The sequence below is a fragment of the Martelella lutilitoris genome (genome assembly GCF_005924265.1).
Taxonomy (GTDB): domain Bacteria; phylum Pseudomonadota; class Alphaproteobacteria; order Rhizobiales; family Rhizobiaceae; genus Martelella; species Martelella lutilitoris.
On sequence record NZ_VCLB01000005.1, the window covers coordinates 307,806 to 331,250 of the forward strand.

Sequence of the window (23,445 nt, forward strand, 5' to 3'; positions counted from 1 at the left end):
TTATTCAAACCTCGGGGTTCTGGGGTCTGAACAGCTTTCCGCGCTCGGCGATTACGGTTGCAATGCAGGCGCATATTGCAAAGATGAAGAAGCCGGCGATCAGCGGCGTCGTGGTGCCGTTGAAGGACTGGCCTACCAGCGAACCGATCAGCGCCGAACCGGCCGTGCTGGTAAAACCCAGCACCGATGAGCCGATGCCGGCGATATGGCCGAGCGGCTCCATTGCCATGGAATTGAAATTCGCGCCGAGAATGCCGAATTGCAGCCAGGCCAGGCAGAACATCAGATAGAACAGCCAGAACGGCATGACCCCGTCATAGGCAAGGTCGAGCGCGAGCCAGATGCCGATCACCGAGGTGAAGATGATGAGGCCCGCCTGCGACAGCCGCCGCATGCCGAAGCGGCCGACGAGGCGCGAATTCAGGAGCGCCGAGAAGGACATGATGATCCCGAGGCCGGCAAAGGCGACCGGAAACAGCTTTCCGAGATCGAAGATGCCGATATAGATCTGCTGGGCCGAGGTGATGTAGCCGAACATGCAGGCCTGGATGAAGGTGGTGGCAAGAATGTAGAATGCCGCCGTGCGGTTGCGGAGCACCATCATGAAGCCGCCGGCGATCGAGGCGAGGCCGAAGGGGCGCTTGTCGGCCGGATTGAGCGATTCGGGCAGCCGCACCAGCGCCCAGACGAACATGCAGGCGGAAAACAGCGCCAGGAAGACGAAGATCAGGTGCCATTCGCCGGCAAGAAGGATGGTCTGGCCGATGGACGGCGCCAGGATCGGGATGATCATGAACACCATCATGATCAGCGACATCACCTCGGCCATCATCCGCCCGCCATAGAGGTCGCGGATGATCGAGATCGAGATCACGCGCGTGGCTGCAGAGCCGGCGCCCTGAACGAAGCGGGCGAAGAGCATCAGCGCGAAGCTGGGAACGAAAGCCGCAAATACCGAGGTCACGAGGTAAAGCGCGAGGCCCGCGAGAAGCGGCGCCCTGCGGCCGAACCGGTCGGAGAGCGGGCCGAACAGAAGCTGCGCGCAGCCCATGCCGAGAACATAGGCGGTGACGATGAACTGGCGGCGGTTCTCTTCGTCGACGCCGAGGCTGGCGCCGATCTGCTGCAGACCGGGCAGCATAATGTCGATGGCCAGTGCATTGAGCGCCATCAATAGCGCCATCATCGTGACCAGCTCCCATTTGGGCAGCGGGTTGGTCACCGGGGCGGAGTGGGATGCATGTATCACGGGGAGGGACTTTCAGGGCATGTGACCGGTCCCCTCGGGGACCGGGTATTGGGAGCGTCTTAGCGGCCTTTCTACAGGTCCGACGGCTCTGTCCGTTGTCTTGGCGCAATCGCGGCAGAAAAAAAGTCCTTCAGCTCCGCAATCGCGCAAGCGATATCAGACTTCCGGATTATGCGGTTGCATCAGCTTGCCTTTTTCCGCGATCAGCGTGAAGCCGAGGGCGACGAGACCGAAGATGAAGAAGCCGGCGATCATCGGCGTCGTGGTGCCGTTGAAGGATAGTCCGACGACCGCTCCAAGCAACGCAGATCCGGCTGTGCTGGCAAATCCCAGAATTGACGAAGCCGCGCCCGCCACATGGCCGAGCGGCTCCATCGCCAAAGCGTTGAAATTGGGCGCAATCCAGCCGAACTGGAACCAGGCAATGGCGAAGATGACGTAGAAGACGAAGAACGGCATGGTGCCGGCAAACATCAGATCGATCGCCAGCCAGATACCATTCGTCAGCACGAAGCCGATCAACGCGCCGTGCGAAAGCCTGCGCATGCCGATCTTTCCGACAATCCTCGAATTGGCGAGCGACGACCCGGCCATGATGACGCCGATGCCGGCAAAGGCGAGCGGAAACAGTGTGCCGAGCCCGTAAATGTCGACATAGACCTGCTGTGCGGAGGTCACGAAGCCGAAGATGCAGGCAATGATGAAGGTGGTCGCCAGCGTGTAGAACAGCGCCACGCGGTTGCTCAGAACATGGGCGAAGCTGTGCAGCACCGCTTTCGGCGTCAGTTCGATCACATCTTCCGGGTGCTGGGTTTCCGGCAGGCGGAAGGTGATCCAGAAGAAATTGCCGAGCGCTGCCAGACCGAGGAAGACGAAGACCAGGTGCCAGTCGCCGGCGAGCATGATCGTTTGGCCGATCGTGGGCGCGATCACGGGAATGATCATGAATACCATCATGATCAGCGACATGATCTCGGCCATCTTGCGCCCGCCATAAAGATCGCGAACGATGGCGACCGAGATGACCCGCGTTGCCGCGGCGCCAAGTCCCTGGAAGAACCGCACGGCGAGCATCATTGTGAAGCTTGGCACGAAGGCACAGAAAACCGCGCCGATGAAATAGATCACCAGGCCGACGAGCAGCGGCATCTTGCGCCCGAAACGGTCCGCGAGCGGGCCATAGGCAAGCTGCGCCACGCCGAAGCCGAGCACATAGGACGTGATGATGAACTGATGCTGGTTTTCGGCTTCCACGCCAAGGCTGGCGCCGATCTGCTTGAGGCCGGGCAGCATGATGTCGATGGCAAGCGCATTGAGCGCCATCAGCCCCGCCATCATCGCGACCAGTTCCCATTTGCCGGGTGCCTTGCGCACCAGGGGGCCTGCGCTTTGTAATGTTTCTGTCACAACGAATATTCCTGAAAGCAAAATAAGGCGCCGCATGCGCGACGCCCGTTCCTGAAGGTCTGCAAAATGCCGGCGGGCAGCTGCCTCAAGGGGCCTGTCCGCCGGACTCAATCCCGGTGGCTCTCCGAACCGGCTTACGCCGCGCCGCGCACCGCCACGCCCTTGGAGGACAGATGCTCCTGTAGTTCGCCTGCCTGGAACATTTCGCGCACAATATCGCAGCCGCCGATGAACTCGCCCTTCACGTAAAGCTGGGGAATGGTCGGCCAGTTGGAAAAATCCTTGATCCCCTGGCGCAGATCACCGTCGGCCAGCACATTGATGCCTTTGTAGTCGACGCCGAGATAGTCGAGAATCTGCACAACCTGTCCGGAGAAACCGCACTGCGGAAACTGCGGGGTTCCCTTCATGAACACGACGACGTCGTTCTCGTCGACTTCGCTCTTGATGTAGGTGTTGATGTCACTCATGGGCAATCCTTTCACATACGGGTTCAAGGTCCGTAGCGTTTATTTGCTTTCAGCATATAATCGATCGATTGACAACCGCCAAGCCCCACAGAAGGCCTTTTGTCGTTCTTGATCGTATCCAATTTGGTGCAGGAGCGTTTCGCTCTTACGTCTCCGCCGAGATAGCTGTCACCTTCTTAACGAGCATGAAGGACTTGATAGGCAATCCGCCGCTTGTCCGATGCGTTGACTGTGAAACCGTAACATATCCATGAGCCTGATAGAAGCCAAGTGCCGGGAGCCCCGAGTGGATGGTAATTTGCCGCACGCCCGATGCAATAAGCGCAGACTCGGCAAACCGCATCAGTGCGGTGCCGATGCCTTTGTCCTGGTGCAGGGGATCAACATAAAGGCTTCTGATTTCCGCGTCAGCAAATCCACAAAAGCCGATGGGCTTCTCTGACAGATCGGCGGCAACCATGACTGTCTCTCCGCCGGCAACGATATCCAGATAATTTTGTGCCGATTTGCCGCTGGCCCAGCTATTTCGCTCCTCGTGCGTATAATAGCTGTCAGATGTGGCAACAATGGCAGCGACATGCAGCGCGAGAATGGCCTCCGCGTCATCAGGCTGGAACGGCCGTATTCCAAATCCGCGCGATTTGCCCTTCTCTTGCATCACGGCACACCTGGAACTATCCCGGCCCATTACATCTGAAATCAGGTCGGAACCGAGGTCTGCAGGGCGAGCGCGTGCAGCACGCCGCCCATATTGCCCTTCAGGGCATCATAGACCATCTGGTGCTGCTGCACCCTGGTCTTGCCCCTGAAGCTTTCCGACACGACCTCGGCGGCGAAATGGTCGCCGTCGCCCGCCAGGTCCCTGATCGTGACCGTGGCGTCGGGAATGGCTGCCTTGATCATGTCTTCGATTTCGCCCGCGCTCATTGCCATGTTCAGTGCTCCTCGCTTGACGCCGGTTCTTCTGCCGACGGGCCGTTGCCGCTCGAAGCGGACATGAAGCGAGGGAACCACATTTCATGGGCCTCGCGCAACTCCTTCACGGAGACGGAAACCAGATCATCGATCACGAGCGCGTCACCCTCGACCTTGCCGAGACGACGGAACTGCACGCCGCTGCCTTCGGCCGAGGCGCAGACGAAATTGCCGTATTCGGCGGGCACCGTGATCACGTAGCGGGCCTGATCCTCGCCGAACAGCAATGCATGCGGCATGCCGCGGGCCTGTTCGATGCTCAGTGTCATGCCCTTGTCGGCCGCCATGCACATTTCGGCAAGAGCGACGGCAAGGCCGCCGGCGGAAATATCGTGGCAGGCGGTGATCTGGCCATTATTGATCGCCGAGCGGACGAAATTGCCGTTGCGGCGCTCGACATAAAGATCGACTGCCGGGGCAGGGCCGTCTATGAGTCCGAGGACATCGCGCATATAGGCTGTCGCGCCGAGGTGGTCGCCATCGGCGCCGATGAGGATCACATGGTCGCCTTCGGTAAACGAGCCGACGCGCGCCATCCTGCGCCAGTCGGAGATCAGGCCGACGCCGCCGATGGTGGGCGTCGGCAGGATCGCTTCGCCATTGGTCTCGTTGTAGAGCGACACGTTGCCGGAAACGATGGGGAAGTCGAGTGCGCGGCAGGCCTCGCCGATGCCCTCGATCGCCTTGACGAGCTGGCCCATGATTTCCGGTTTTTCCGGATTGCCGAAATTGAGATTGTCGGTCGCAGCCAGCGGCTCTGCGCCGGTCGCGGTGATGTTGCGCCAGCATTCGGCAACCGCCTGCTTGCCGCCCTCGAAGGGATTGGCCTCGACATAATGCGGGGTCACGTCACAGGAGAAGGCGAGCGCCTTGACCGAATGGCCTTCAACGCGCACGACGCCGGCATCGCCGCCGGGGATCTGCAGGGAATTGCCCTGGATCAGCGTGTCATATTGTTCGTAGACCCAGCGCCGGCTCGACTGGTTCGGTCCGCCGACGATCTTCAGCAGGGCCGTATTATAGTCGTTCGGCGCCTCGACAAGATGGGCGGGCAGTTCGCCGCGCGTATCCGGCTCGCGCCAGGGGCGGTCATATTCCGGCGCCTCGTCGCCCAGTTCCTTGATCGGCAGGTTGGCAACCTCTTCGCCCTGATGCAGCACGCGGAACCTGAGATCATCGGTGGTCTTGCCGACGATGGCGAAATCGAGGCCCCATTTCATGAAGATCGCCTCGGCTTCCTCTTCCTTTTCCGGGTCGAGAACCATCAGCATGCGCTCCTGGCTCTCAGACAGCATCATCTCGTAGGCCGTCATCTCCGTCTCGCGCACCGGCACGCGGTCGAGATCGAGCTCGACGCCGAGATTGCCCTTGGCACCCATCTCGACGGCCGAGCAGGTGAGCCCCGCAGCGCCCATGTCCTGGATTGCGATCACCGCCCCGGTCTGCATCAGTTCCATGCAGGCTTCCAGCAGGCATTTTTCGGTAAAGGGGTCGCCGACCTGCACGGTCGGGCGCTTTTCCTCGATATCCTCGTCAAATTCGGCGGATGCCATGGTCGCGCCGCCGACGCCGTCACGACCGGTCTTGGCACCGAGGTAGACGACCGGCAGGCCGACGCCCTTGGCCTCGGAATAGAAGATCGCGTCAGTCCGCGCGATGCCGGCGGCAAAGGCGTTGACGAGATTGTTGCCGTTGTAGCGGGCGTCGAATTCCACTTCGCCGCCGACGGTCGGCACGCCGAAGGAATTGCCGTAGCCGCCGACGCCGGCCACCACGCCGGATACCAGATGGCGGGTCTTGGGATGGTCCGGCGCGCCGAAGCGCAGCGCATTCATCGCCGCAACCGGGCGCGCGCCCATTGTAAAGATGTCGCGCAGGATGCCGCCGACCCCGGTCGCCGCCCCCTGATAGGGCTCGATATAGGAGGGGTGGTTGTGGCTCTCCATCTTGAAAACGACGCAGTCGCCGTCGTCGATGTCGACGATGCCGGCATTTTCGCCCGGCCCCTGGATCACCCGCCGCCCGGTGGTCGGCAGCGTCCTCAGCCAGCGTTTGGATGATTTGTAGGAGCAGTGCTCGTTCCACATCGCGGAAAAGATGCCGAGCTCGGTGAAGGTCGGCTCGCGGCCGATCAGTTCCAGAACCCGCTCATATTCGTCCGGCTTCAGTCCATGGGCTTCGACGAGTTCGGGGGTAATCGCCTGAGTGTTGGAAAGTGTCATGAGACAAGAGCATCCCGCATTGGTGTTCGAGGTTCGGCGCTTTTCGCCATTCAATAAAGTGGTTCACACCGAAATGGAAGCTTCTCCGCCGCTGCAGCGCGGTTTTCCGCCGCGTCAGCCGCGCCAGTACATCGGCATCAGGATGACGGCGACGGTGAGGATTTCCAGACGGCCAAGCAGCATCATCACCGACAGAAGATAGAGCTCCGGATCGGCAAAGCTTGAAAAATTGCCGGAGGGGCCGATGATATTGCCGAGACCCGGGCCGACATTCGAAAGCGCCGTCAGAACGGCCGATGTCGCCGTGATCAAATCATAGCCGAAGGCGGCCATGGCGAGGCTGCCGAAGGCCCAGAGCAGGATATAGGCCGTGAAGAACATCGATACGGCGCGCTGCGTTTCCGAATCGACGCTCAAACGTCCGTAGCGGATCGAGTAGACGGCATTCGGGTAGATCAGCTTCTTCATGCCGGTGGACAGCATGTTGTAGAGAATCAGGAAGCGATAGGCCTTTATGCCGCCGGCGGTTGAGCCCGAGCACCCGCCCATGAAGGTGAGGAAGAAGACCATCACCACGGCGAAAGCGCCCCAGGCGGTGTAGTCCGTGCTGGCAAAACCCGTGGTCGACAGGATGGAGGACACATTGAACAGCGACTGGACCAGCGCGTTGACGAAATCCATCTGCCCGTCGAGGCTGATATAGAGCGCCAGAAGGAAGGCCGCGATCGCCAGATAGGACAGGAACAGGATGATCTGCGGATCGCGCAGCGTATCGAGGCGCCCGCGGACGACGAACAGGATCAGGATCGAGAAGGGCAGGCTGCACAGCGTCATGAAGAAGCTGGAAATCAGCAGCAGCGTCGGATTGTCGAAATAGCCGAACGAAGAGTCATGGGTCGAGAAGCCGCCGGTCGCCACCGTCGTCAGCGCGTGATTGACGGCATCGAAATGCGACATGCCGGCAAGGTCATAGGAGACGGCGCAGGCGATGGTGATGCCGACATAGATGGCGAGGAAGGCCCGCGTAAAACTTGCCATGCGGGCAAAGGGCTTGTCGCTCGTATCCGAGGATTCCATCTTGAAGAAGGCCATGCCGCCGATGCGCAGGAAGGGCAGGATGAAAAGGCCGAGGGCGACGATCCCGATGCCGCCCATCCATTGCAGCAGCGAACGCCAGAGCAGAAGGCCGGGCGCCGACTCGTCGAGACCCGTCAGGACCGTCGAGCCCGTGGTGGTGATGGCGGAGACCGATTCAAACAGGGCCTGGGCGAAGGTCAGGTCTTCGCGCGCCAGGAAGATCGGGATCGAACCCACCAGCGCAAAGGTCATCCACAGGAGATTGACGAGGAAGAAGCCGAGCCTGCGGCTGAACGGCGGCGGATTGCCGCGCATGGCAACGGCTGTGACGAGGCTGGTGCCGCCGACCATGAAGCCACAGATGGCGAAAACCTGCCAGTCGCCATTGGCGTAATAGAGGTCGGCCATGGCCGGCACGAACATCGCGGCTGCAAGGTAGATCCCGCAAATGGCCGCAATATAGAAGGCTGACCGCAAAAGAGTGGCGTTCAAGGAGACCGTACCCTGTCATACTCTGTGTCATGAGCGGGGTTTTTCCAAACCCGCGATCTATGCCATAGCGATGTAGCGGCACAAACTCAATGGGAAGTACCAGAATGCGCGATGAAGTGAGACAAGCCACCACGGCCCTGAGGCAATTGTTCGAGCCCACGCCGCTGCAGCGCAATGCTCACCTGAGCGCGCAGTTTGACGCCGACATCTATCTCAAACGAGAGGACCTGACGCCGGTGCGCTCCTACAAGCTGCGCGGCGCCTTCAACTTCATGCGCAAGCGCATGGCGGAAGGCGGCGGCGACAGGGTGTTCGCCTGCGCCTCTGCCGGCAATCATGCGCAGGGTTTTGCCTATTGCTGCAGCCATTTCGGCGTAGAGGGCGTGGTCTTCATGCCGGTAACGACGCCGCAGCAGAAGATCGACAAGACCCGCATTTTCGGCGCCGGTCGCATCCGCATCGAACTCGTCGGCGACATCTTCGATGTCTGCTATGCGGCGGCGCGTGCCTTTGTCGAGGAACATGACGGCGTGATGGTGCCGCCTTTCGATGATCCCGACATTATCGAGGGACAGGCAAGCGTTGCCGCCGAGATCGAGGATGCCTGGCCGGAAGCTGCCGGGCTGCCGGACCTGATCGTCATGCCCGTCGGCGGCGGCGGGCTTTCGGCCGGCATTACCGGCTATTTTGGCGGACGGATTGAAGACGCCGCCTTTCTCTTCGCCGAGCCCGCCGGCGCGCCGAGCCTCAGGCGCTCGCTTGAGGCGGGCGAGATCGTGACGCTGGACGAGGTTGACAATTTCGTCGACGGCGCCGCCGTTGCCCGGATCGGCGATGCCAATTTTGCGGCGCTCAGCCGGTTTTCGCCCGAGCAGGTGATGCTGGTGCCGGAAAACGCGATCTGCGCGACTATGACCGAGATGCTGAATGTCGAAGGCGTCGTGCTCGAGCCGGCCGGCGCGCTGGCGCTGACGGCGCTTTCCATGCTGCCGGCGGAGAAGGTGCGTGGTCGCAGGATCGTGGTTCTCGTTTCCGGCGGCAATTTCGATTTCGACCGGCTGCCCGACGTCAAGGAGCGGGCGATGCGCTATGCGGGCCTTAAGAAGTATTTCATCCTGCGCCTGCCCCAGCGCCCCGGCGCGCTCAAGGATTTTCTCAACCTTCTCGGCCCGCAGGACGACATCGCCCGGTTCGAATATCTGAAGAAATCGGCGCGCAATTTCGGCTCGATCCTGATCGGCATCGAGACCGCGAAGCCGGAAAATTTCGCCGCCTTGTTTGAAAAGATGAGCGAAAGCGGCCTCAAATATCAGGACATCACCGAAAACGAGATCCTGGCCAACCTGATCATCTGATCGCAAGGCGGGAAGCTTTGTCGCGGTCCAAAGCCCTGCGCAAGACTGGCGAAACCCGGAATGATCGGGTAAGAACGCCTAAAAAGGGAGTTTTGTTTTATGGCATCGTTTTTCTCGAAGCTCGGTTCTCTGTTTTCCGGCGCTGGCGGCGGCCAGGAGAACGAGCAGGCCGTCAAGTCGATCGTTCACGAGGACTGCATCATCTTCGCCGAGCCGGTGAAGGAGGGCGCCCAGTACCGGCTTCAGGGCCGGATCGAGAAGGAAGTCGGCGAGGAGACGCTGGTTCGCACCTTCATCCGGGCCGATCTGTTCGCCTCTCAGGACGAAGCGATCGAGTGGAGCCTCAAGAAAGGCAAGCAGATCGTCGATCAGAACGGAAGGTCGCTGTTTTCCGACGGCGAGAAGCACCGCACGGCCTGATAGGGCCTTCGGCGGTATCACAAGCGGCCTGTCTTTCCGATCCTTTTGCCGGCTGTGACCGCTCTTGGCAGGTAAGGGAAGAGGGCCTTTTTTGAGGCCGCCCTTGGCGGCGTGACCGGCGCCGGGGTTTTTGCCGGGCTGGAAGGCCTGTCATTTATTGTTCTTTTGCCTGTCTGCCCCGGGGGCACCCTGTGGGGGCATCTCGCGTCAGGCTTCGGCAAGCCGGTCGCGTTTTCGCTGACGCGACATGGCCTTGCGGTGGCGGCAGGGCAACTGCCGGGGCGGATGGAGCGTGGCGAGACGGACTGCGTTGCAGCCTGCGGCCTGCCGACCTGTTCCGGCTCGGCCTGGCAGCGGCAAACCGGCGCTCAAGGCAAGGCCGGAGCAAGCGCGGCCCATGCAGGCAAATGCGACGTGCCGCCATCCGCGCAGAAAACCAGTTCTCAAAAAAAGCAATGCAGACCGGCGGCCCCGCCGGAGGCGCCAGTGTCTCGTGCCTCATGCGCGGGTCGCCGGATGGCGGCTACATGTGAAAAATGAGCAGGTAACTTGTCAGTATGGCGATCCCGAAAAAGGATATCCACACCGGCATGTTGAAGGATGCCGCAGCGGGCATCTGCGTATGCTGCTCTTTCTCAACCGCGCTGCCGTTGTGCGTCTCAAGCGCAGCGAGACTGTAGCTGCCGCAGCGGCGGCAGACGCGCCCAGTATCCTGCACCATCATGCAATCGGTACACTTATAGCGAGCCATGTTCGGTTCCTCTCCCGATTTGGAGAAGTATAGATGTAAATGGCAGCGCAATCAAGGATTTATACTAATGTAGATTATTGTTAACGCTGGGAAAGGCGTTGGGAATGCATCTTGTTTAGCATGCTGGATTTTAGCAGGCGAAGTATCGCTGCTAAGCGTTTGATTTACTAAACTTCTGCGTCTCCCGCGCTTCAGGGGATAAGCGCCGTCTTGAGGCTCAGGAAAATTCAAGAGTTCGCCATTTCCGACAATAGAGCGTCCTTTGTGCATCCATTCGGATGCACAAAGGACGCTCTAATCTGTTGAAAGCACGATGCTGCAGGCCCCAAGAACAAACGATTGAATTCAATCGCTGCAGCTCGCCTCAGATGGAGCACGACGAGAAATACACGCATGTCTGGGGGAATGGTGGGCGATGAGAAACCGCCTGCTGCAAAAGAAAACAAATGCTTAGATGCATTTGAGACAAAAGAAAAAGATCAACGAAAACAGTGTTTTTCTTCGGGCGGTGTCTCACGTTTCGAGCCTGCGAATCAGCCGATTTTCGACGCCGCACAGTGGCTTCATGAGCACCGTTCGGAGGTCGGTAGTGCGATCATCCCCGCCTTGCGTGAACGCTTCCACCTAAGCGCCCTTGAGGCCATCGAAGCGGCCAAGCTGGCCCGCGAGATCGAACGCGGGAGGCAGGCATGAGCGCTGACGATTACACCCGCCTGCGCATGACCTGGCTTGATCAGGTCTATGACGACGAAGCCCTGAGCAAGGGCGTTGCAACCAACATTGCGTTCTTCATCTCCAAGCACTTCAACCGGCAGCGGTTCAAAGACAGCGGCATCTTCAGCGCATGGCCCAGCTATGCCACGTTGGCTGAAAAGGTCGGCTGCACGGAAAGGACCGTTCAGCGCGCCGTCGGCCTGCTGAAGGCACGTGGCCACCTGAAGACCAAAGGCAAGGGCGGCCGAAACTGCACGTTGACCTACTTCGCCATCCTGAAGCGTCCGGCCGAAGCAGAAGCCTCCGAAGACCCCGAAATGACCACTCAAAAAGGTAGACACACATGTCCACGTTTGAATGAAGACGAGGTTTCTGCAACGTCAAAAGGTGGACATTCCGCGCCCGAAACGTGGACATTGGACGGTGCAAAAGGTGGACACCCATGTCCTACAAACACTTTGAATAAATCTTTGAATGAAATCTCTGATATCGGCGCAAGGACGGAAAACGAACCGACACCGCAAACGCTACACCCAGCCGACCGGCAGAAGGCTCGGGAGGAAGGGAGCGAGCTGGACGTTCAGCGCATCACACCGGCGGCAGCGGCCGTTGCTGTGCTGTCTGCCCTGATCAAGGGACCGGGACCGTTGCCACCGCCACCGCCTATCGTTCGAAGAGATCCACGGCCGGAATGGCTGATGGATCATCAGGCGCAGCATGGCTGGCCGAACGTCTACGACAATCTCGGTAACCCCGAATGCTGGGCAGACGCTTTCGATGATCTGGCTTATGAGATGGAGCCTGTTGCGGCTTCGAAGGACAATCGCCTGTGGCGTGAATGGGCAGCGGTCTATCGCGATAGAGGCTGGCCACTGCCGCCTGCGCATGGTCAGCTTGTCCATTTCCCCGATTGCGGCCCGAAGGGCTTTGACGGCTTCCTCAAGCGCCTTGAGGCCTCTCTGACCGATCAGGCCATCAGCGAGGCGGGAAACGTGCTGAGGATCGCGTCACGATGACAGACGGTAGCGATACAGCGAAGGCTTGCGGAACGCTGCCACGGGTAGCTCAGCCGGGCGAATTGGCAGGAAGATTTCAAAGATGCTGGACGCTGGCAGGGTCGGAAAGAAACCGGCCGCTGAGGACCGGGGGTGGTCTTAAACTTTCGGCCGTTTTCCGGGACCGGCGCGGGTAGGTTTGCGCGAGAAATTTCCTAATTAGCGAGAAAAAAGCCTAATGATCGCGTAATGGCCAGAAGCCGGGTTCCGATCTTAGAGTATTCATTTTTTGAAATGCGTCGTATATTTTCCGAAGCTAACACGCTTCGGGCTAAGAAGTTCATTCTTATGATCTCGTAACTTTTGAGGGGATAGGGGGAGAGAATGCCGGTTTTCGATGACAAAACGATAGCAAATATGTTCGGCGCTGAAGATGCGGAGAATGAAGCTCCGGAAAGATTGAAAGAGTACTTCTTTAGAAATAAAGCATATGAAAGCTTGAAGGCGGATTTGCCTATTAGGATTTTGGTTGGATACAAGGGGGTGGGAAAAAGTGCGCTTTTAAAGATATGTAACATAGAAGACATTGAAGATGATATGCTTTCTCTTTGGGTTAGGCCGAATGATATATTCGGTTCTGTTGATACATCTGCAAGTAGCTTTCTGCAACTTATTGAGAATTGGAAATCAGGACTATCTACACTGATTGTTCGTAAGGCCTTGGAGGGGTGCGAGCAGTACGACGAAGCAGATGCTGTGAATAAAATTACTGGTGGAGCTCGGCATTTGATCTCCTCGCTTTACAGTCATTTTGAAAAGGTGCTGGGTACATCGAGTGGCGATGCAAAGCAGGTTATGCAGCGTTTCCTAAAAGAGAAGAAAATTCGAATATACCTAGATGACCTTGATCGAGGCTGGGAAGGAAGGAAGGAGGATATTCAGAATATTTCGGCTCTACTCAACGCGATACGAGACATGGCCGGCGAAGATCGAAATATTCAATTTCGTGTAGCGCTGAGGACAGATGTGTACCATCTGGTCAGGACATCCGATGAATCAACCGACAAGATCGAAAGTAATTTAGTTTGGCTTAGCTGGTCGAACCATGAGATACTTGTAGCAATGGTCAAGAGAGTCACAACTTATCTTGGAGACAATTTCAATCAGGACTATCTTCTGGAGTTAAAGCAGGATCAACTTATCAAGCTTCTAGATCCTGTTATAGAGCCTAGATTCAATGGTCGTGGAAAGTGGGAAAATATATCTACCAGAAGAATACTAATGACGCTTACGCGACAAAGACCAAGGGATTTAATAAAATTATTCTATTACTCCGCAAAGGAGGCTCACAGATTGGATTCCACGGTTATAAAGTCAACTCACCTGCAGAATATATTCGTAAAGTATAGTAGTGAGAGGCTTACGGACGTAATAAATGAATTCAAAACAGAGGTTCCAAATCTGAAATTGGTTCTTCTGGGTATGCGACAAACAAAAAAAGAAAGAGAAGAGGGAATAGGTCCGATTTTTAGCGACGATCAACTAGTGACTAAAATGAAATCTGCACTGCGTACAGGCCATATATATTTCAAAAATGGAGAAGCAGTTTATCCATTGACCATGGCGAGATTTCTGTATCGCTGCGATTTCATCACCGCTAGGGTTGATCACGACAATGAGATAGTCAGAAAACACTTTTCGGACAATCAACTTTTGGCCGAACCGCAGGCCCAGTTTGGATTCAAGTGGGAAATTCACCCCGCCTACCGTTGGGCGCTGGAGCCTCAACAGGGTGCTGAGAATCTGCGCTTTGACCTAGTTGCTTAGGCAGCTTTGTCCCCAGATGTCCCTAATTGTCGCCTGCCGTGATGCGGGGGTGAGGGGGCATAAAATGGTCTATGAAGATATGGCCATTTTCCAAAACCGAACAGAAATCCTTATCCGAACCGACTGAGGCGGAGCTTGCGCTGTTTACCGGCAGCACGGGTTCCGGCTCTGGCGTTTCGCTTGCGGTGGCGTTGACGGTTCCAGCCGTTCAAAGCGCCATCCGCCTGATTTCCGAAGCCTGCGCAACGCTCGATATCCGGGTGGAACGGCGCGAGGGCACGACATGGACGCCGGATGCAGCGCACCCGGTTTCGAAACTCCTGGCCGACAGGCCGAATGACTGGACCTCAACCTTCGAACTGATCCGCGATCTTGTCGCAACGGCGCTGACCCATGACCGGGGTGCCGTTGCCTGGATCAATCGTGTCGGCGGCGAGGTGCGGGAAATCGTCCGTTACGAGTCGTCGCATGTGACGGTGGACTTTTCCACCGATGGCCGGAGCGAACCGCGCTTTCGTATCAACAACCGCCCGGAAGATGCTGGCAACGTGATCTACCTGCGCGGCCCGTTCGGCCGGTCCTGCCTGTCTCTGGCGGCCGATGCTATCGGCACAGCGAAGGACATGGAAACCCATGCCCGCAAGCTGTTTCGCAATGGCGCGCGGCCGTCCGGTGTGATCGAGATGGCAAAGGGGCTGGGTGACGAAGGCCTCAAGAAGATGTCTGTCGCTTGGCGCAAGGCCCATGAGGGCACGGACAATTCCGGCCGCACGGCCATTTTGTGGGATGGCGCGACCTTCCGCCCGATCACCTTCAATTCCACCGACGCGCAGTTTCTGGAAAACCGCAAATTCCAGATCCTCGAAATCGCCCGTGGCTTTCGTGTGCCGCCATCGATGATCTACGACCTTGAGCGGGCCACATGGTCGAACTCCGAGCAGATGGGCAAAGAGTTTCTGTCCTATACGCTGGAGCCTTGGCTGCGCGCCCTTGAGGGCGCTTTCCGCGTGGCGCTGTTCACCCCTGAAGAACGCGCCGATTATCGCCTTGTCTTCGACCGTGACGACCTGACCCGTGCCGATCTCACCCACAGGGCCACGGCGATTTCCTCGTTGATCTCTTCGCGCGTTCTCAACGCCAATGAAGGCCGCCACTGGCTGGACCTGCCGCCCTACGAGGGCGGCGAAGCCTTTTCCAACCCGCATATCAACACCGATGCCGACGCTGCCAAGCCTGACGCGACCGGCAAGGGAGACGTTTGAACCATGGAACGCTTCTTCATTGAAACCAAACTGGCTGTTCCAGACGACAGCGGCGCAATCGAGGGGCTGGCATGGCCCTTCGGTGCGCCTGATCGCGTGGGCGACGTGATCGAGAAAGGCGCGTTTGCGGGCATCTCCCTGCCGCTGCCGATGTTGTTTGCCCATGACCATGGCGATCCGGTCGGCACCTGGACGGACGCTTTCGAAGAGGCCGACGGGCTGAAGGTCAAGGGTTCGCTTCTGGTGAACGATCTCGCCCGCGCCCGCGAAGTCCATGCACTGGTGAAGGCCGGTGCGGTGCGCGGGCTTTCGGTCGGTTTCGTCACCCGCAAGGCGGCTCCCCGCAAGGGCGGCGGTCGCACCATCACCGCGCTTGAGCTGATCGAAGTCAGCCTTGTGACGGTTCCCATGCATCCCGGCGCACATGTCGCAAGCGCCAAACACGCCATCCGGGCTTTGTCTCTGGCCGAAGCCCTCAACCGCGCCACGGCGCATCTCAAAAAGGTAAACAAATGAAACACCTTCACATGCAGGCGCTGGCAGGATCGGCGCAGATCATCACCAAGACCGGCGGCGAAGACGACCCGGCCGGTATCGTCAACAAGGCGCTGGAAGACCTCACCCGCACGGTGGACGACCGCCTGAAGGCCGTCGAAGAAAAGGCCGGTTCCGACAAGCTGGAAGAGCGCCTGAAGGCGCTTGAGACCAAAGCCAACCGCCCCGATGGCGGCTTTGGCGGTTCCGGTCATGACGATATCACCGAAGAGCGCAAGGCCTTCGCCGCTTACCTCACCCGTGGCGATGCCATGCCGTCGGAAGAGCGAAAAGCCCTGACGGTTTCCTCCGATCCCGGTGGCGGCTATCTGGCCCCGGCCGAAATGGCCAATGAGTTTATCCGCGATCTCTACGAGTTCTCGCCGGTTCGCTCTGTGGCAACCGTGTCTTCGACCGGCGGGGCGTCGGTGATCTATCCCAAGCGCACCGGCATCACCAACGCCACATGGGGCGGAGAGACGCAGGAACAGCAAGAGTCTCAGCCGGGCTTCGGGCAGGCGGAAATCCCGGTGAAAGAGCTGAAGACCTATGTCGATGTCTCCAACCAGCTTCTGGCCGACAGTGCCGGACAGGCAGAGGCGGAAGTCAATCTGGCCTTGTCGGAAGATTTTGGCGTCAAGGAAGGGGCCGCCTTCGTTAACGGCAATGGCGTGCTTCAGCCGGAAGGCTTCATGACCAATGCCGATATCAAACCGCTTGCCAATGGCCATGCCGCCAATATCGACCCGGCCGCGCTGATCGCGCTTCTCTATTCGCTGCCCGCGACCTATCGCAACCGGGGCGCATGGGCGATGAACGGCACCACGCTTGGCCGTCTGCGGACGCTGAAGGATGGCGACGGCCGCTTTCTCTGGCAGCCCAGCTATCAGGAAGGCCAGCCGGAAACGTTGCTCGGTCGTCCCGTTGTCGAAATGACCGATATGCCCGGCATCGAGGAAAATGCCTTCCCGATCATCTATGGCGACTTCTCGGCCTATCGCATCGTGGACCGCATCGGCCTGTCCGTCCTCGTCAATCCCTACCTGCTGGCAACCTCCGGCCTGACCCGCATTCACGCCACAAGGCGCGTGGGCGGCAAGGTGCTGCAGGCGGCCCGTTTCCGCAAGCTGAAGATGGCCACGAAGTAAGCCAAACACCGAAAGGACATTCCCATGCGCGATCTCGCAAACAACATTGCCGTTCGCACGGCCCTGACACCCGGCATTGCTACCGCCACGAAAGACGGCCCGGTCATTGACCTGCAGGGCTTTGACAGTGCGGCCGTGATCATTGGCACCGGCGGCATTGCCGGTGACGGCGATTTTACCGCCACGCTGGAAGAAAGCGACGACGGCGAGGACTTCAGCGCCGTTGCGGCCGACCAGCTCGACAGCAACACGCCGGAAACCCTTGCCGCCGATAGCATGACCAGCATCGGCTATCGCGGCTACAGGCGCTTCCTGCGGCTTCACCTGGCGAAGAACAGCGGCACGTCGATTGCCGTTGCCGCCATTCTCATTCTCGGCAGCGCATCGACGCGGCCGGTCCACTAACAGGGGGGATCATTGACGGCGACGCGGCCCGCCGAACAGCGACAAGTCACCTGCCACCCCCTGCACCAATTCTTTGGTCCGAACGGTTCAAGGTGACACGGCCGCCCTTATTCAATCCCCACCCGGAGAGACAGACATGCCGAAGAAAGGCGCGCGCGTTTGCGGCTATTGCGGCAAGCTTCATGACAGCGGCATGCGCTGCGAGCGCGTTGCCAAGCAGAACCGGGACCGCAAGGCCCGGTTCGATGCCAAGCGGCCATCTGCCCGGCAGCGCGGCTATACCGCCGAATGGCAGCGGGAAAGCAAGGCCTATCTGACCGCACACCCGGTCTGCATGCGCTGCGGTTCACCGGCTGCCCTTGTCGATCATATCCGCCCGCACAAGGGCAATCACGATCTCTTCTGGGACAAGGCCAACTGGCAGCCGCTTTGCACGCCCTGCCACAACAGCGCCAAGCAGGCGGAAGAGCGGCGCATGATCTCCAACGGAAAGAAGGAACGGCGATGGCTATCGTAAGCCTTGAACAGGCAAAGCTTCACCTGCGTGTCGATTTTGACGATGACGACGCGCTGATCGAAAACCAGATGATTGCAGCCCAGAACCATATCGAACGGCTTCTGGGCTTTCGCATTGAAAAGACCTTTGGCAGCGAAGGACAAGACCCGATCCCGGCATCCCTGCAACAGGCCGTACTGATGCTCACCGGCCATTGGTACGCGAACCGCGAGGCCGTGCTGATCGATGCCAGCCCGCGCTATGTGCCGCTGGGCGTTCGCGAGATCGTCAACGAATACCGCAACTGGAGCTTTTGACCATGGGCACGACACGCGGGCCGAAGGCGGCACCCCATGCGCTGGAAGACGCCTTCACCGAAGCCCCGCCCATGCCCGACAGCCTGCCGGAGGCCATGACCGGCGAATGGGATACGGTGGTGAGCGATCTCACCGAACGGGACATTCTGAACGAAGCCATGCTGGGCACGGTCGAAACCTATATCCGCGCCAAGTGGAACGAGCGGCAGGCACAGAAGGCCATAGACGAGCATGGGGCGGTGGTGCGGGCATCCGACGGCAGCTTGAAGCAAAACCCCGCCAGCAGCCTTCTCGGCAAGTCTCAGGCGGTCATTGTCCGGCTATCGGCCGAACTTGGCCTGACACCGGCCTCACGCGCCCGCTCCGGCATGAAACAGGACAAGGATGATGACAGTGACCAGTTCGGCCTCTTCAGTTTCTGACGCTTACCCTGACTGGATCTATGACGGTTCCGAGATCCCCGATCCCTTCGGCTATGGCGAGCGTGCCGTTCAGTTCCTGCGCATGCTGCGCCACCCGAAATCCCGGCTTCCCGGCCATGCCTTTGATCTCACCGAATGGCAGGAGCGGATTGTCCGGCGCATCTATGGCCCGTGCGATGCCAACGGCCGCCGGATCGTGCGCAATGTCGCGATGCTTCTGCCGCGCGGCAATCGCAAGACCTCGCTGGGCGCTGCCCTTGGCCTTCTCCATACCATCGGCCCGGAAGCAGTGCCCGGTGGCGAGGCGATCTTTGCCGCATCCGACCGCAAGCAGGCGCGCATTGCCTATGATGAAGCCATTGGCATTGTCCGGGCGATCCCGAAGGCGGAAAGCCGCCTCAAGCTCACCGACAGCAAGAACAGGCTGACAGCGCCGCGCAGCAATGCGTTTCTGGAGGCGATCTCTGCCGATGCAGGCACCCAGCACGGCCGAACCCCAATGTTTGCCCTCGTGGATGAACTGCATGCGTGGAAGAAACGCGAGCTGTGGGACGTGGTGCGCACGGGCCTGACGAAAGTGCCAGGATCGCTTTTGATGGTCATATCCACGGCCGGACGCGGCAGCGAGAATGTTGCGGCCGACTTTTACGACTATGCCCGCAAGGTCGCCCGTGGCGAGATCGATGATCCCGGTACCTTGCCCATTCTGTTTGAAACCCCGCGCGATGCCGACTGGCGCGATGAAGCGCACTGGTACCGGGCCAATCCCGGCCTTGCCGATGGCTTCCCCGATATCGATGGTCTGCGCCAGCTTGCCCGCGAGGCGCAGGAACGCCCCGGCGAACGCGAGGCCTTCCGCCAGCTTCATCTCAATGTCTGGCTGGATCATTCCGCCGACCCGTTTGTCGATATGCTGATCTATGACGAAGGCAGCTTCCCCGTCGATCCCGACGAGATGGAAGATAAGCCGTGCTGGATCGGTGTTGACCTGTCAGCCGTCAGCGACCTGACCGCCGTGGTCGCCGCATGGCGCAATGGCGACGGCTATATCGTCCATCCATGGTTCTTTTGCCCTGAAGACAATCTGCGCGGCCGTGCCGACCGTGACGGCGTTCCATACCCTGAATGGGCCGAACAGGGCCATATCATCCCGACACCCGGCGAGGTGATCGACTACCGCATTGTCGAGGACCATATTCGCGAACTCTGCGCCCGCTTCGATGTGCATGAAATCGCCTTCGACCCGCACATGGCGCGCAATATGCTCAACAATCTTCAGGAAGACGGTTTCCCGGCCGTGGAAATGCGACAGGGCTGGGTGACCATGGCCCCGGCGATCAAGGAACTCGAACGCGCCATTCTCGGCCGTCGCCTGATCCATGGCGGGCATCCGGTGCTACGCTGGAATTTTGAAAACATCGCCATTCACACCGATGCAGCGGGCAACAAGGCCTTCCACAAGGGCAAGAGCAAGGATCGCATTGACGGCGCTGTTGCCGCCGCCATGGCCATCAGCCGTGCGGCTGCTGGGGAAAGCAGCCTGTCCGTTTATGACAGTGAGGAATGGTCAGAGGCGATGGCGTATTTTTGAGCACCCCGATCAACGCGCATTGCAAAAGCATCGTTCCACGTTCCGCAAAGGTTAAAAGTGCAGTCTAGGTCATTTAGTTCTTAGCCAGGCTCTGACCCGATTTTCCAACTCAAATTGGTGAAGTTTGTCCATCTTTTCTTCGGTTGGCAGCGCGTCGGCGGCAAGAAGCATTTTCCTCGCTCGGTGTGGCGATGTCGACTTAAGAATCTCCGCGCCGTCACGATAGAAAGCATAGGCAAGATCAATGGCCCCCGTCTCTGCAAGTGAATTCCCTATCCATTCCCGTGCCCAACCTCGATTGTTAGCCCTACTTTTACCATTGTCGCCCTCGACGGCTATTGCAGATTTGCGGAGGCAGACCAATGCTTCCTCATGCCGCCCCATCAACTGCAAACAACGACCTACATTTCCTAAAAGAGGACCGTCGTCTTTTGCTGTTTCTGAGGCGGGATCGATCAACTCTTCAAGGGAATGCTGTTTGCAAAAGAAGCTAATAGCGCGGCTTGCGTCACCGTTGTCTCTACGTGCGAGCGCTAAGTTATGAGAGCAATCATGCCGAGTATCAACATTTGACGTTTCCTTAAGCTCTACACCCCTTTCGCCCCACCTGATAGATTCATCATAGTCTTTCTTGATCCAATATAGGTAACAACGTATATCACAATAGCCAATGAACCTTGCCGTATTCTCTGGAACATATCTTCTGAATGTATCAAGTACACCTTCAGCTTCATCAAACCTATCATGAAGAGATAAGCACTCTACATATGAAGTTAACACTCTGTCAAAAACATCAATTTCTCTACTATTAATTTCCCAATTAGTATTAGAGAAAAGTATTTTTGCAACTCTAATGTATTCTTCTATGTTTCCGCTTCCTATAAGCGCGTCCGAACTTTCAAATAATGTATTAAACGCATCACTGATTTTTCCTGCCTCTATCTCCAGTTCTGCCTTCTGTGAGAACCTCTCCAATAAAGATTGCGGTAGGTGGACGCCAACTATTTTTCCAATGCCGCTGATGATGACAGCGTATTGGTTCAGCACTATCTCGATGAAACCCAACCTTTCAGAGCGAGCAAAATTCGTGCGAACGAACTGCCCGACAAGCGGATGAAGGTCATAAAGATCGGGTTCGTTTCGCTCCTTCTTAACGACCAGCAGATTGGCATTAGTCAGAGACCTCATCGCACGATCAAATTTGTTGTATCGCAGCTTGGATGAGACCATTTCGAAAATGGTCTCAGAGTTCTCCGGCCTCACCGTTTCTGATAGAACCTGAAGAATTAGCCTTTCCCTATCCGGTAACTCGCCCCATATACTAGATAAAATGTCTGGACCTTCAGCTCGCCCACGCTCCAGATCATCAAGTATCATATCGATGGTCAGTTTATCTCTTCGTGCGATTTGCGCTGATATCAGATCATTCCAAAAAGCGTGGCCTTTTGTAAATTCGAAAACTCTATTAATGGCACGGTGGTCGATGCTATTTTTACCATTACGATTTTCGAACAGCTGAATAACTTCACCAAGTGAAAGGCCGGTTAGTCTAATTGTATCGAAACCCATAAGATCATACTTTATGGGAGGGCGGCAAGTGATGATTAGTCTGCTTTTAGTTGAACTATTGGAAAATTTAAATACTAACTTATCTAGTATTCCTAAGTATTTACTTTCTCCGAAGTCTACGTAATGATCAACGTTGTCGAGAACAATAACCGTCGAAACCTCTCGTGATAATTCAATAAATATATCAATTAAGTCAGATTCGCTCGACCTAGATAGATCTGAAAATGATGTCTTTCCGCCTGAGAGGCGCCCAATTACTGAGATAATTTGTGTCCTGATCCGATCTCCTTCTTCTTTGCAATCCCGCCAGTCAACATGAACATAAGGAGTTTTTCCTTTCTCGACATCGGAAAGATAGTGGGCAGCTAAAACCGATTTACCTTCGCCTCCGAGGCCGGTTATAGAGACAACCTTTGCGGTGCTTCTGTGGAGCGTACCAATTTCATCCTCCCTACCTACCCAGTGATCTATACTGGGTGGCCTGTCTGACCCAAACTGAGGTAATTTTAGTATCGGAAGCTCCGGCGGCGTGCTTGGTTCCGGCTCAACGTCCTTAGGCGAATCATCATCTTTGGTCGATTTCTGTTCGGACCAGAAGGCGCTCAATCTTGGCAAAATTCTATGGCAATCGATGCCGCGATATAGAGAAACTCGCCCACGATCCAAACCCGGTTGAAGAAAATTAAGCGTTTCCTCATCTATCTCCGGCGTATCGCTATAGAAAGTCCAAATAATCTCTGGAAATTCAGACGCATTAGCCACAAGCGCTCTTAATGAATCCGTAAAAATATCTCGCCAGCCGCCATACGCCAAAACGACGACAATTTTATCTTTCATTAGCGTCAGAATGGAATTCTTTAACGAGGGCCTCTTTTGTGAGAGCTGAGTACCGGTGTGCAGGCAGTCACTCCCTACCCAGAAGCCGTGAATATGTATGACATGGCAGCCCGAAGCTTCGCTTCGTAAAGGGTCGCCATCAGTAAACAATACTGTCCGCCACGCTTTTCCGCTCGCACTTTCGATTGATACCTCTATAAGAGGATCAAAATTAGATGTTATTATTTTTTTTCCAAATATTTCAGGGGCCTTCGAGCAAAGCTCTCCCAAAGACTTAACACCTGGCGTTAGGTGCCATGCCGATGTATTCTTTTCGAGTTCAATAAGAACACTATCAGGCGGAACTGAGAATCCGTTTTTTTGGGGGTCGCCTTCATAAGAGCTATGCGCATTCAAGACCGCCAACTTAATAATCTGCTCAGCGACGTGCGGACCTCTCCTGCCCGACAGAAACTCGAAGGCTTGCTGATAGGCATTCGAACTATTCCTTAGAGATTCTTCCAGTTTCGAAAAGCTACTAGTTCCACTAAAATAATTTCTGATTAAGTTCGTGACGCCGCTGACGTCTAGCACGCCGGTACTTATCTGAGCTGTGGGTGCTGTCAGTGGTGCTCCGACTACAAACAGGACCTCTTTGTTTTGCCCTGAAATTCCTTCTGTCAATCGATCAAAAAGAGCCTCTTCATCAAAGTATGCACTCAGGGGTATGCTACTCATATTTGGGCCCTAGAATATTTTTGGTTGTCACATTGATTTCGTGAGTACCATATCTTTTTTGTTTAGGTCATCCCCTTCTTCATACGAACACCGGGGCCTTCTCCATTCTCGGCCACGAAAATAACACCAGCAGTTTCTAGAGTGCGTTGCATAGCATTAACGGCTTCTTTGGAAACCTTCCGTCGTTCCCTCT

At 57.2% G+C, this 23,445-nt stretch carries 22 protein-coding genes; 13 read left to right on the plus strand and 9 right to left on the minus strand.

What is annotated here, in order from left to right; all coding sequences use genetic code 11:
- Positions 1–4: 4 nt before the first annotated feature.
- The 7 genes from FF124_RS10650 to FF124_RS10680 form a co-directional block, all read right to left on the minus strand.
- A complete protein-coding gene (locus FF124_RS10650; RefSeq protein WP_246072373.1) occupies positions 5–1,210 on the minus strand; it encodes a multidrug effflux MFS transporter in 1,206 nt (401 codons plus the stop codon).
- Positions 1,211–1,405: 195 nt separating this feature from the next.
- Complete coding sequence (locus FF124_RS10655) at positions 1,406–2,656, minus strand: multidrug effflux MFS transporter (protein WP_246072359.1); 1,251 nt, start codon at positions 2,654–2,656, stop codon at positions 1,406–1,408.
- A gap of 134 nt (positions 2,657–2,790) precedes the next feature.
- Complete coding sequence (gene grxD, locus FF124_RS10660; RefSeq protein WP_138748462.1) at positions 2,791–3,126, minus strand: Grx4 family monothiol glutaredoxin; 336 nt, start codon at positions 3,124–3,126, stop codon at positions 2,791–2,793.
- Positions 3,127–3,271: 145 nt separating this feature from the next.
- Positions 3,272–3,784 (minus strand): GNAT family N-acetyltransferase, encoded by a 513-nt coding sequence (locus FF124_RS10665; protein WP_187326897.1) that lies wholly within the window; start codon positions 3,782–3,784, stop codon positions 3,272–3,274.
- A gap of 41 nt (positions 3,785–3,825) precedes the next feature.
- Positions 3,826–4,059, minus strand: coding sequence for a BolA/IbaG family iron-sulfur metabolism protein (locus FF124_RS10670; protein WP_138748464.1), 234 nt, complete (start codon positions 4,057–4,059; stop codon positions 3,826–3,828).
- Positions 4,060–4,061: 2 nt separating this feature from the next.
- Complete coding sequence (gene purL / locus FF124_RS10675) at positions 4,062–6,323, minus strand: phosphoribosylformylglycinamidine synthase subunit PurL (RefSeq protein ID WP_138748465.1); 2,262 nt, start codon at positions 6,321–6,323, stop codon at positions 4,062–4,064.
- Between the two features lie 114 nt (positions 6,324–6,437).
- Positions 6,438–7,892 (minus strand): TrkH family potassium uptake protein, encoded by a 1,455-nt coding sequence (locus tag FF124_RS10680; RefSeq protein ID WP_138748466.1) that lies wholly within the window; start codon positions 7,890–7,892, stop codon positions 6,438–6,440.
- 104 nt (positions 7,893–7,996) lie between these two features.
- On the opposite strand from FF124_RS10680, the gene ilvA reads away from it, so the two are divergent.
- Together ilvA and FF124_RS10690 are read left to right on the plus strand one after the other, a co-directional pair.
- Entirely contained in the window at positions 7,997–9,247 is a 1,251-nt protein-coding gene (gene ilvA, locus FF124_RS10685; RefSeq protein WP_138748467.1) for a threonine ammonia-lyase, read from the plus strand.
- A 99-nt stretch (positions 9,248–9,346) separates the two neighbouring features.
- On the plus strand, positions 9,347–9,667 hold the full coding sequence (locus FF124_RS10690; protein ID WP_138748468.1) for an HlyU family transcriptional regulator: 321 nt from the start codon (positions 9,347–9,349) through the stop codon (positions 9,665–9,667).
- Positions 9,668–10,190: 523 nt separating this feature from the next.
- Here FF124_RS10690 and FF124_RS10695 read toward each other — a convergent pair.
- Positions 10,191–10,418: a hypothetical protein gene (locus FF124_RS10695; RefSeq protein WP_138748469.1), complete on the minus strand. Its 228-nt coding sequence runs from the start codon at positions 10,416–10,418 to the stop codon at positions 10,191–10,193.
- A 393-nt stretch (positions 10,419–10,811) separates the two neighbouring features.
- Here FF124_RS10695 and FF124_RS10700 point away from each other — a divergent pair, with 393 nt between their 5' ends.
- The 11 genes from FF124_RS10700 to FF124_RS10750 all read left to right on the plus strand — a co-directional run bounded on the left by FF124_RS10700 (position 10,812) and on the right by FF124_RS10750 (position 20,129).
- A complete protein-coding gene (locus tag FF124_RS10700) occupies positions 10,812–11,111 on the plus strand; it encodes a hypothetical protein (RefSeq protein WP_138748470.1) in 300 nt (99 codons plus the stop codon).
- Positions 11,108–12,148 (plus strand): helix-turn-helix domain-containing protein, encoded by a 1,041-nt coding sequence (locus FF124_RS10705; RefSeq protein WP_138748471.1) that lies wholly within the window; start codon positions 11,108–11,110, stop codon positions 12,146–12,148. Before FF124_RS10700 ends, FF124_RS10705 begins: the two co-directional genes overlap by 4 nt.
- Positions 12,149–12,511: 363 nt before the next feature.
- Positions 12,512–13,954, plus strand: a complete 1,443-nt coding sequence (locus tag FF124_RS10710; RefSeq protein WP_138748472.1) for a P-loop ATPase, Sll1717 family — start codon at positions 12,512–12,514, stop codon at positions 13,952–13,954.
- A 71-nt stretch (positions 13,955–14,025) separates the two neighbouring features.
- A complete protein-coding gene (locus FF124_RS10715) occupies positions 14,026–15,216 on the plus strand; it encodes a phage portal protein (RefSeq protein WP_187326898.1) in 1,191 nt (396 codons plus the stop codon).
- 3 nt (positions 15,217–15,219) lie between these two features.
- Entirely contained in the window at positions 15,220–15,732 is a 513-nt protein-coding gene (locus tag FF124_RS10720; protein WP_138748474.1) for an HK97 family phage prohead protease, read from the plus strand.
- Complete coding sequence (locus FF124_RS10725) at positions 15,729–16,898, plus strand: phage major capsid protein (RefSeq protein WP_138748475.1); 1,170 nt, start codon at positions 15,729–15,731, stop codon at positions 16,896–16,898. The genes FF124_RS10720 and FF124_RS10725 overlap by 4 nt, the downstream gene beginning before the upstream one ends.
- A 24-nt stretch (positions 16,899–16,922) precedes the next feature.
- Complete coding sequence (locus FF124_RS10730) at positions 16,923–17,303, plus strand: hypothetical protein (RefSeq protein ID WP_138748476.1); 381 nt, start codon at positions 16,923–16,925, stop codon at positions 17,301–17,303.
- A gap of 136 nt (positions 17,304–17,439) precedes the next feature.
- On the plus strand, positions 17,440–17,820 hold the full coding sequence (locus FF124_RS10735; protein WP_138748477.1) for an HNH endonuclease signature motif containing protein: 381 nt from the start codon (positions 17,440–17,442) through the stop codon (positions 17,818–17,820).
- Entirely contained in the window at positions 17,808–18,116 is a 309-nt protein-coding gene (locus FF124_RS10740) for a head-tail connector protein (RefSeq protein ID WP_138748478.1), read from the plus strand. Before FF124_RS10735 ends, FF124_RS10740 begins: the two co-directional genes overlap by 13 nt.
- 2 nt (positions 18,117–18,118) lie before the next feature.
- Positions 18,119–18,538, plus strand: coding sequence for a phage terminase small subunit P27 family (locus FF124_RS10745; protein WP_138748479.1), 420 nt, complete (start codon positions 18,119–18,121; stop codon positions 18,536–18,538).
- Positions 18,504–20,129, plus strand: coding sequence for a terminase large subunit (locus FF124_RS10750; RefSeq protein ID WP_138748480.1), 1,626 nt, complete (start codon positions 18,504–18,506; stop codon positions 20,127–20,129). The genes FF124_RS10745 and FF124_RS10750 overlap by 35 nt, the downstream gene beginning before the upstream one ends.
- A 69-nt stretch (positions 20,130–20,198) precedes the next feature.
- Here FF124_RS10750 and FF124_RS10755 read toward each other — a convergent pair whose 3' ends face one another.
- Entirely contained in the window at positions 20,199–23,252 is a 3,054-nt protein-coding gene (locus tag FF124_RS10755) for an SIR2 family protein (RefSeq protein WP_138748481.1), read from the minus strand.
- Between the last annotated feature and the right edge of the window lie 193 nt (positions 23,253–23,445).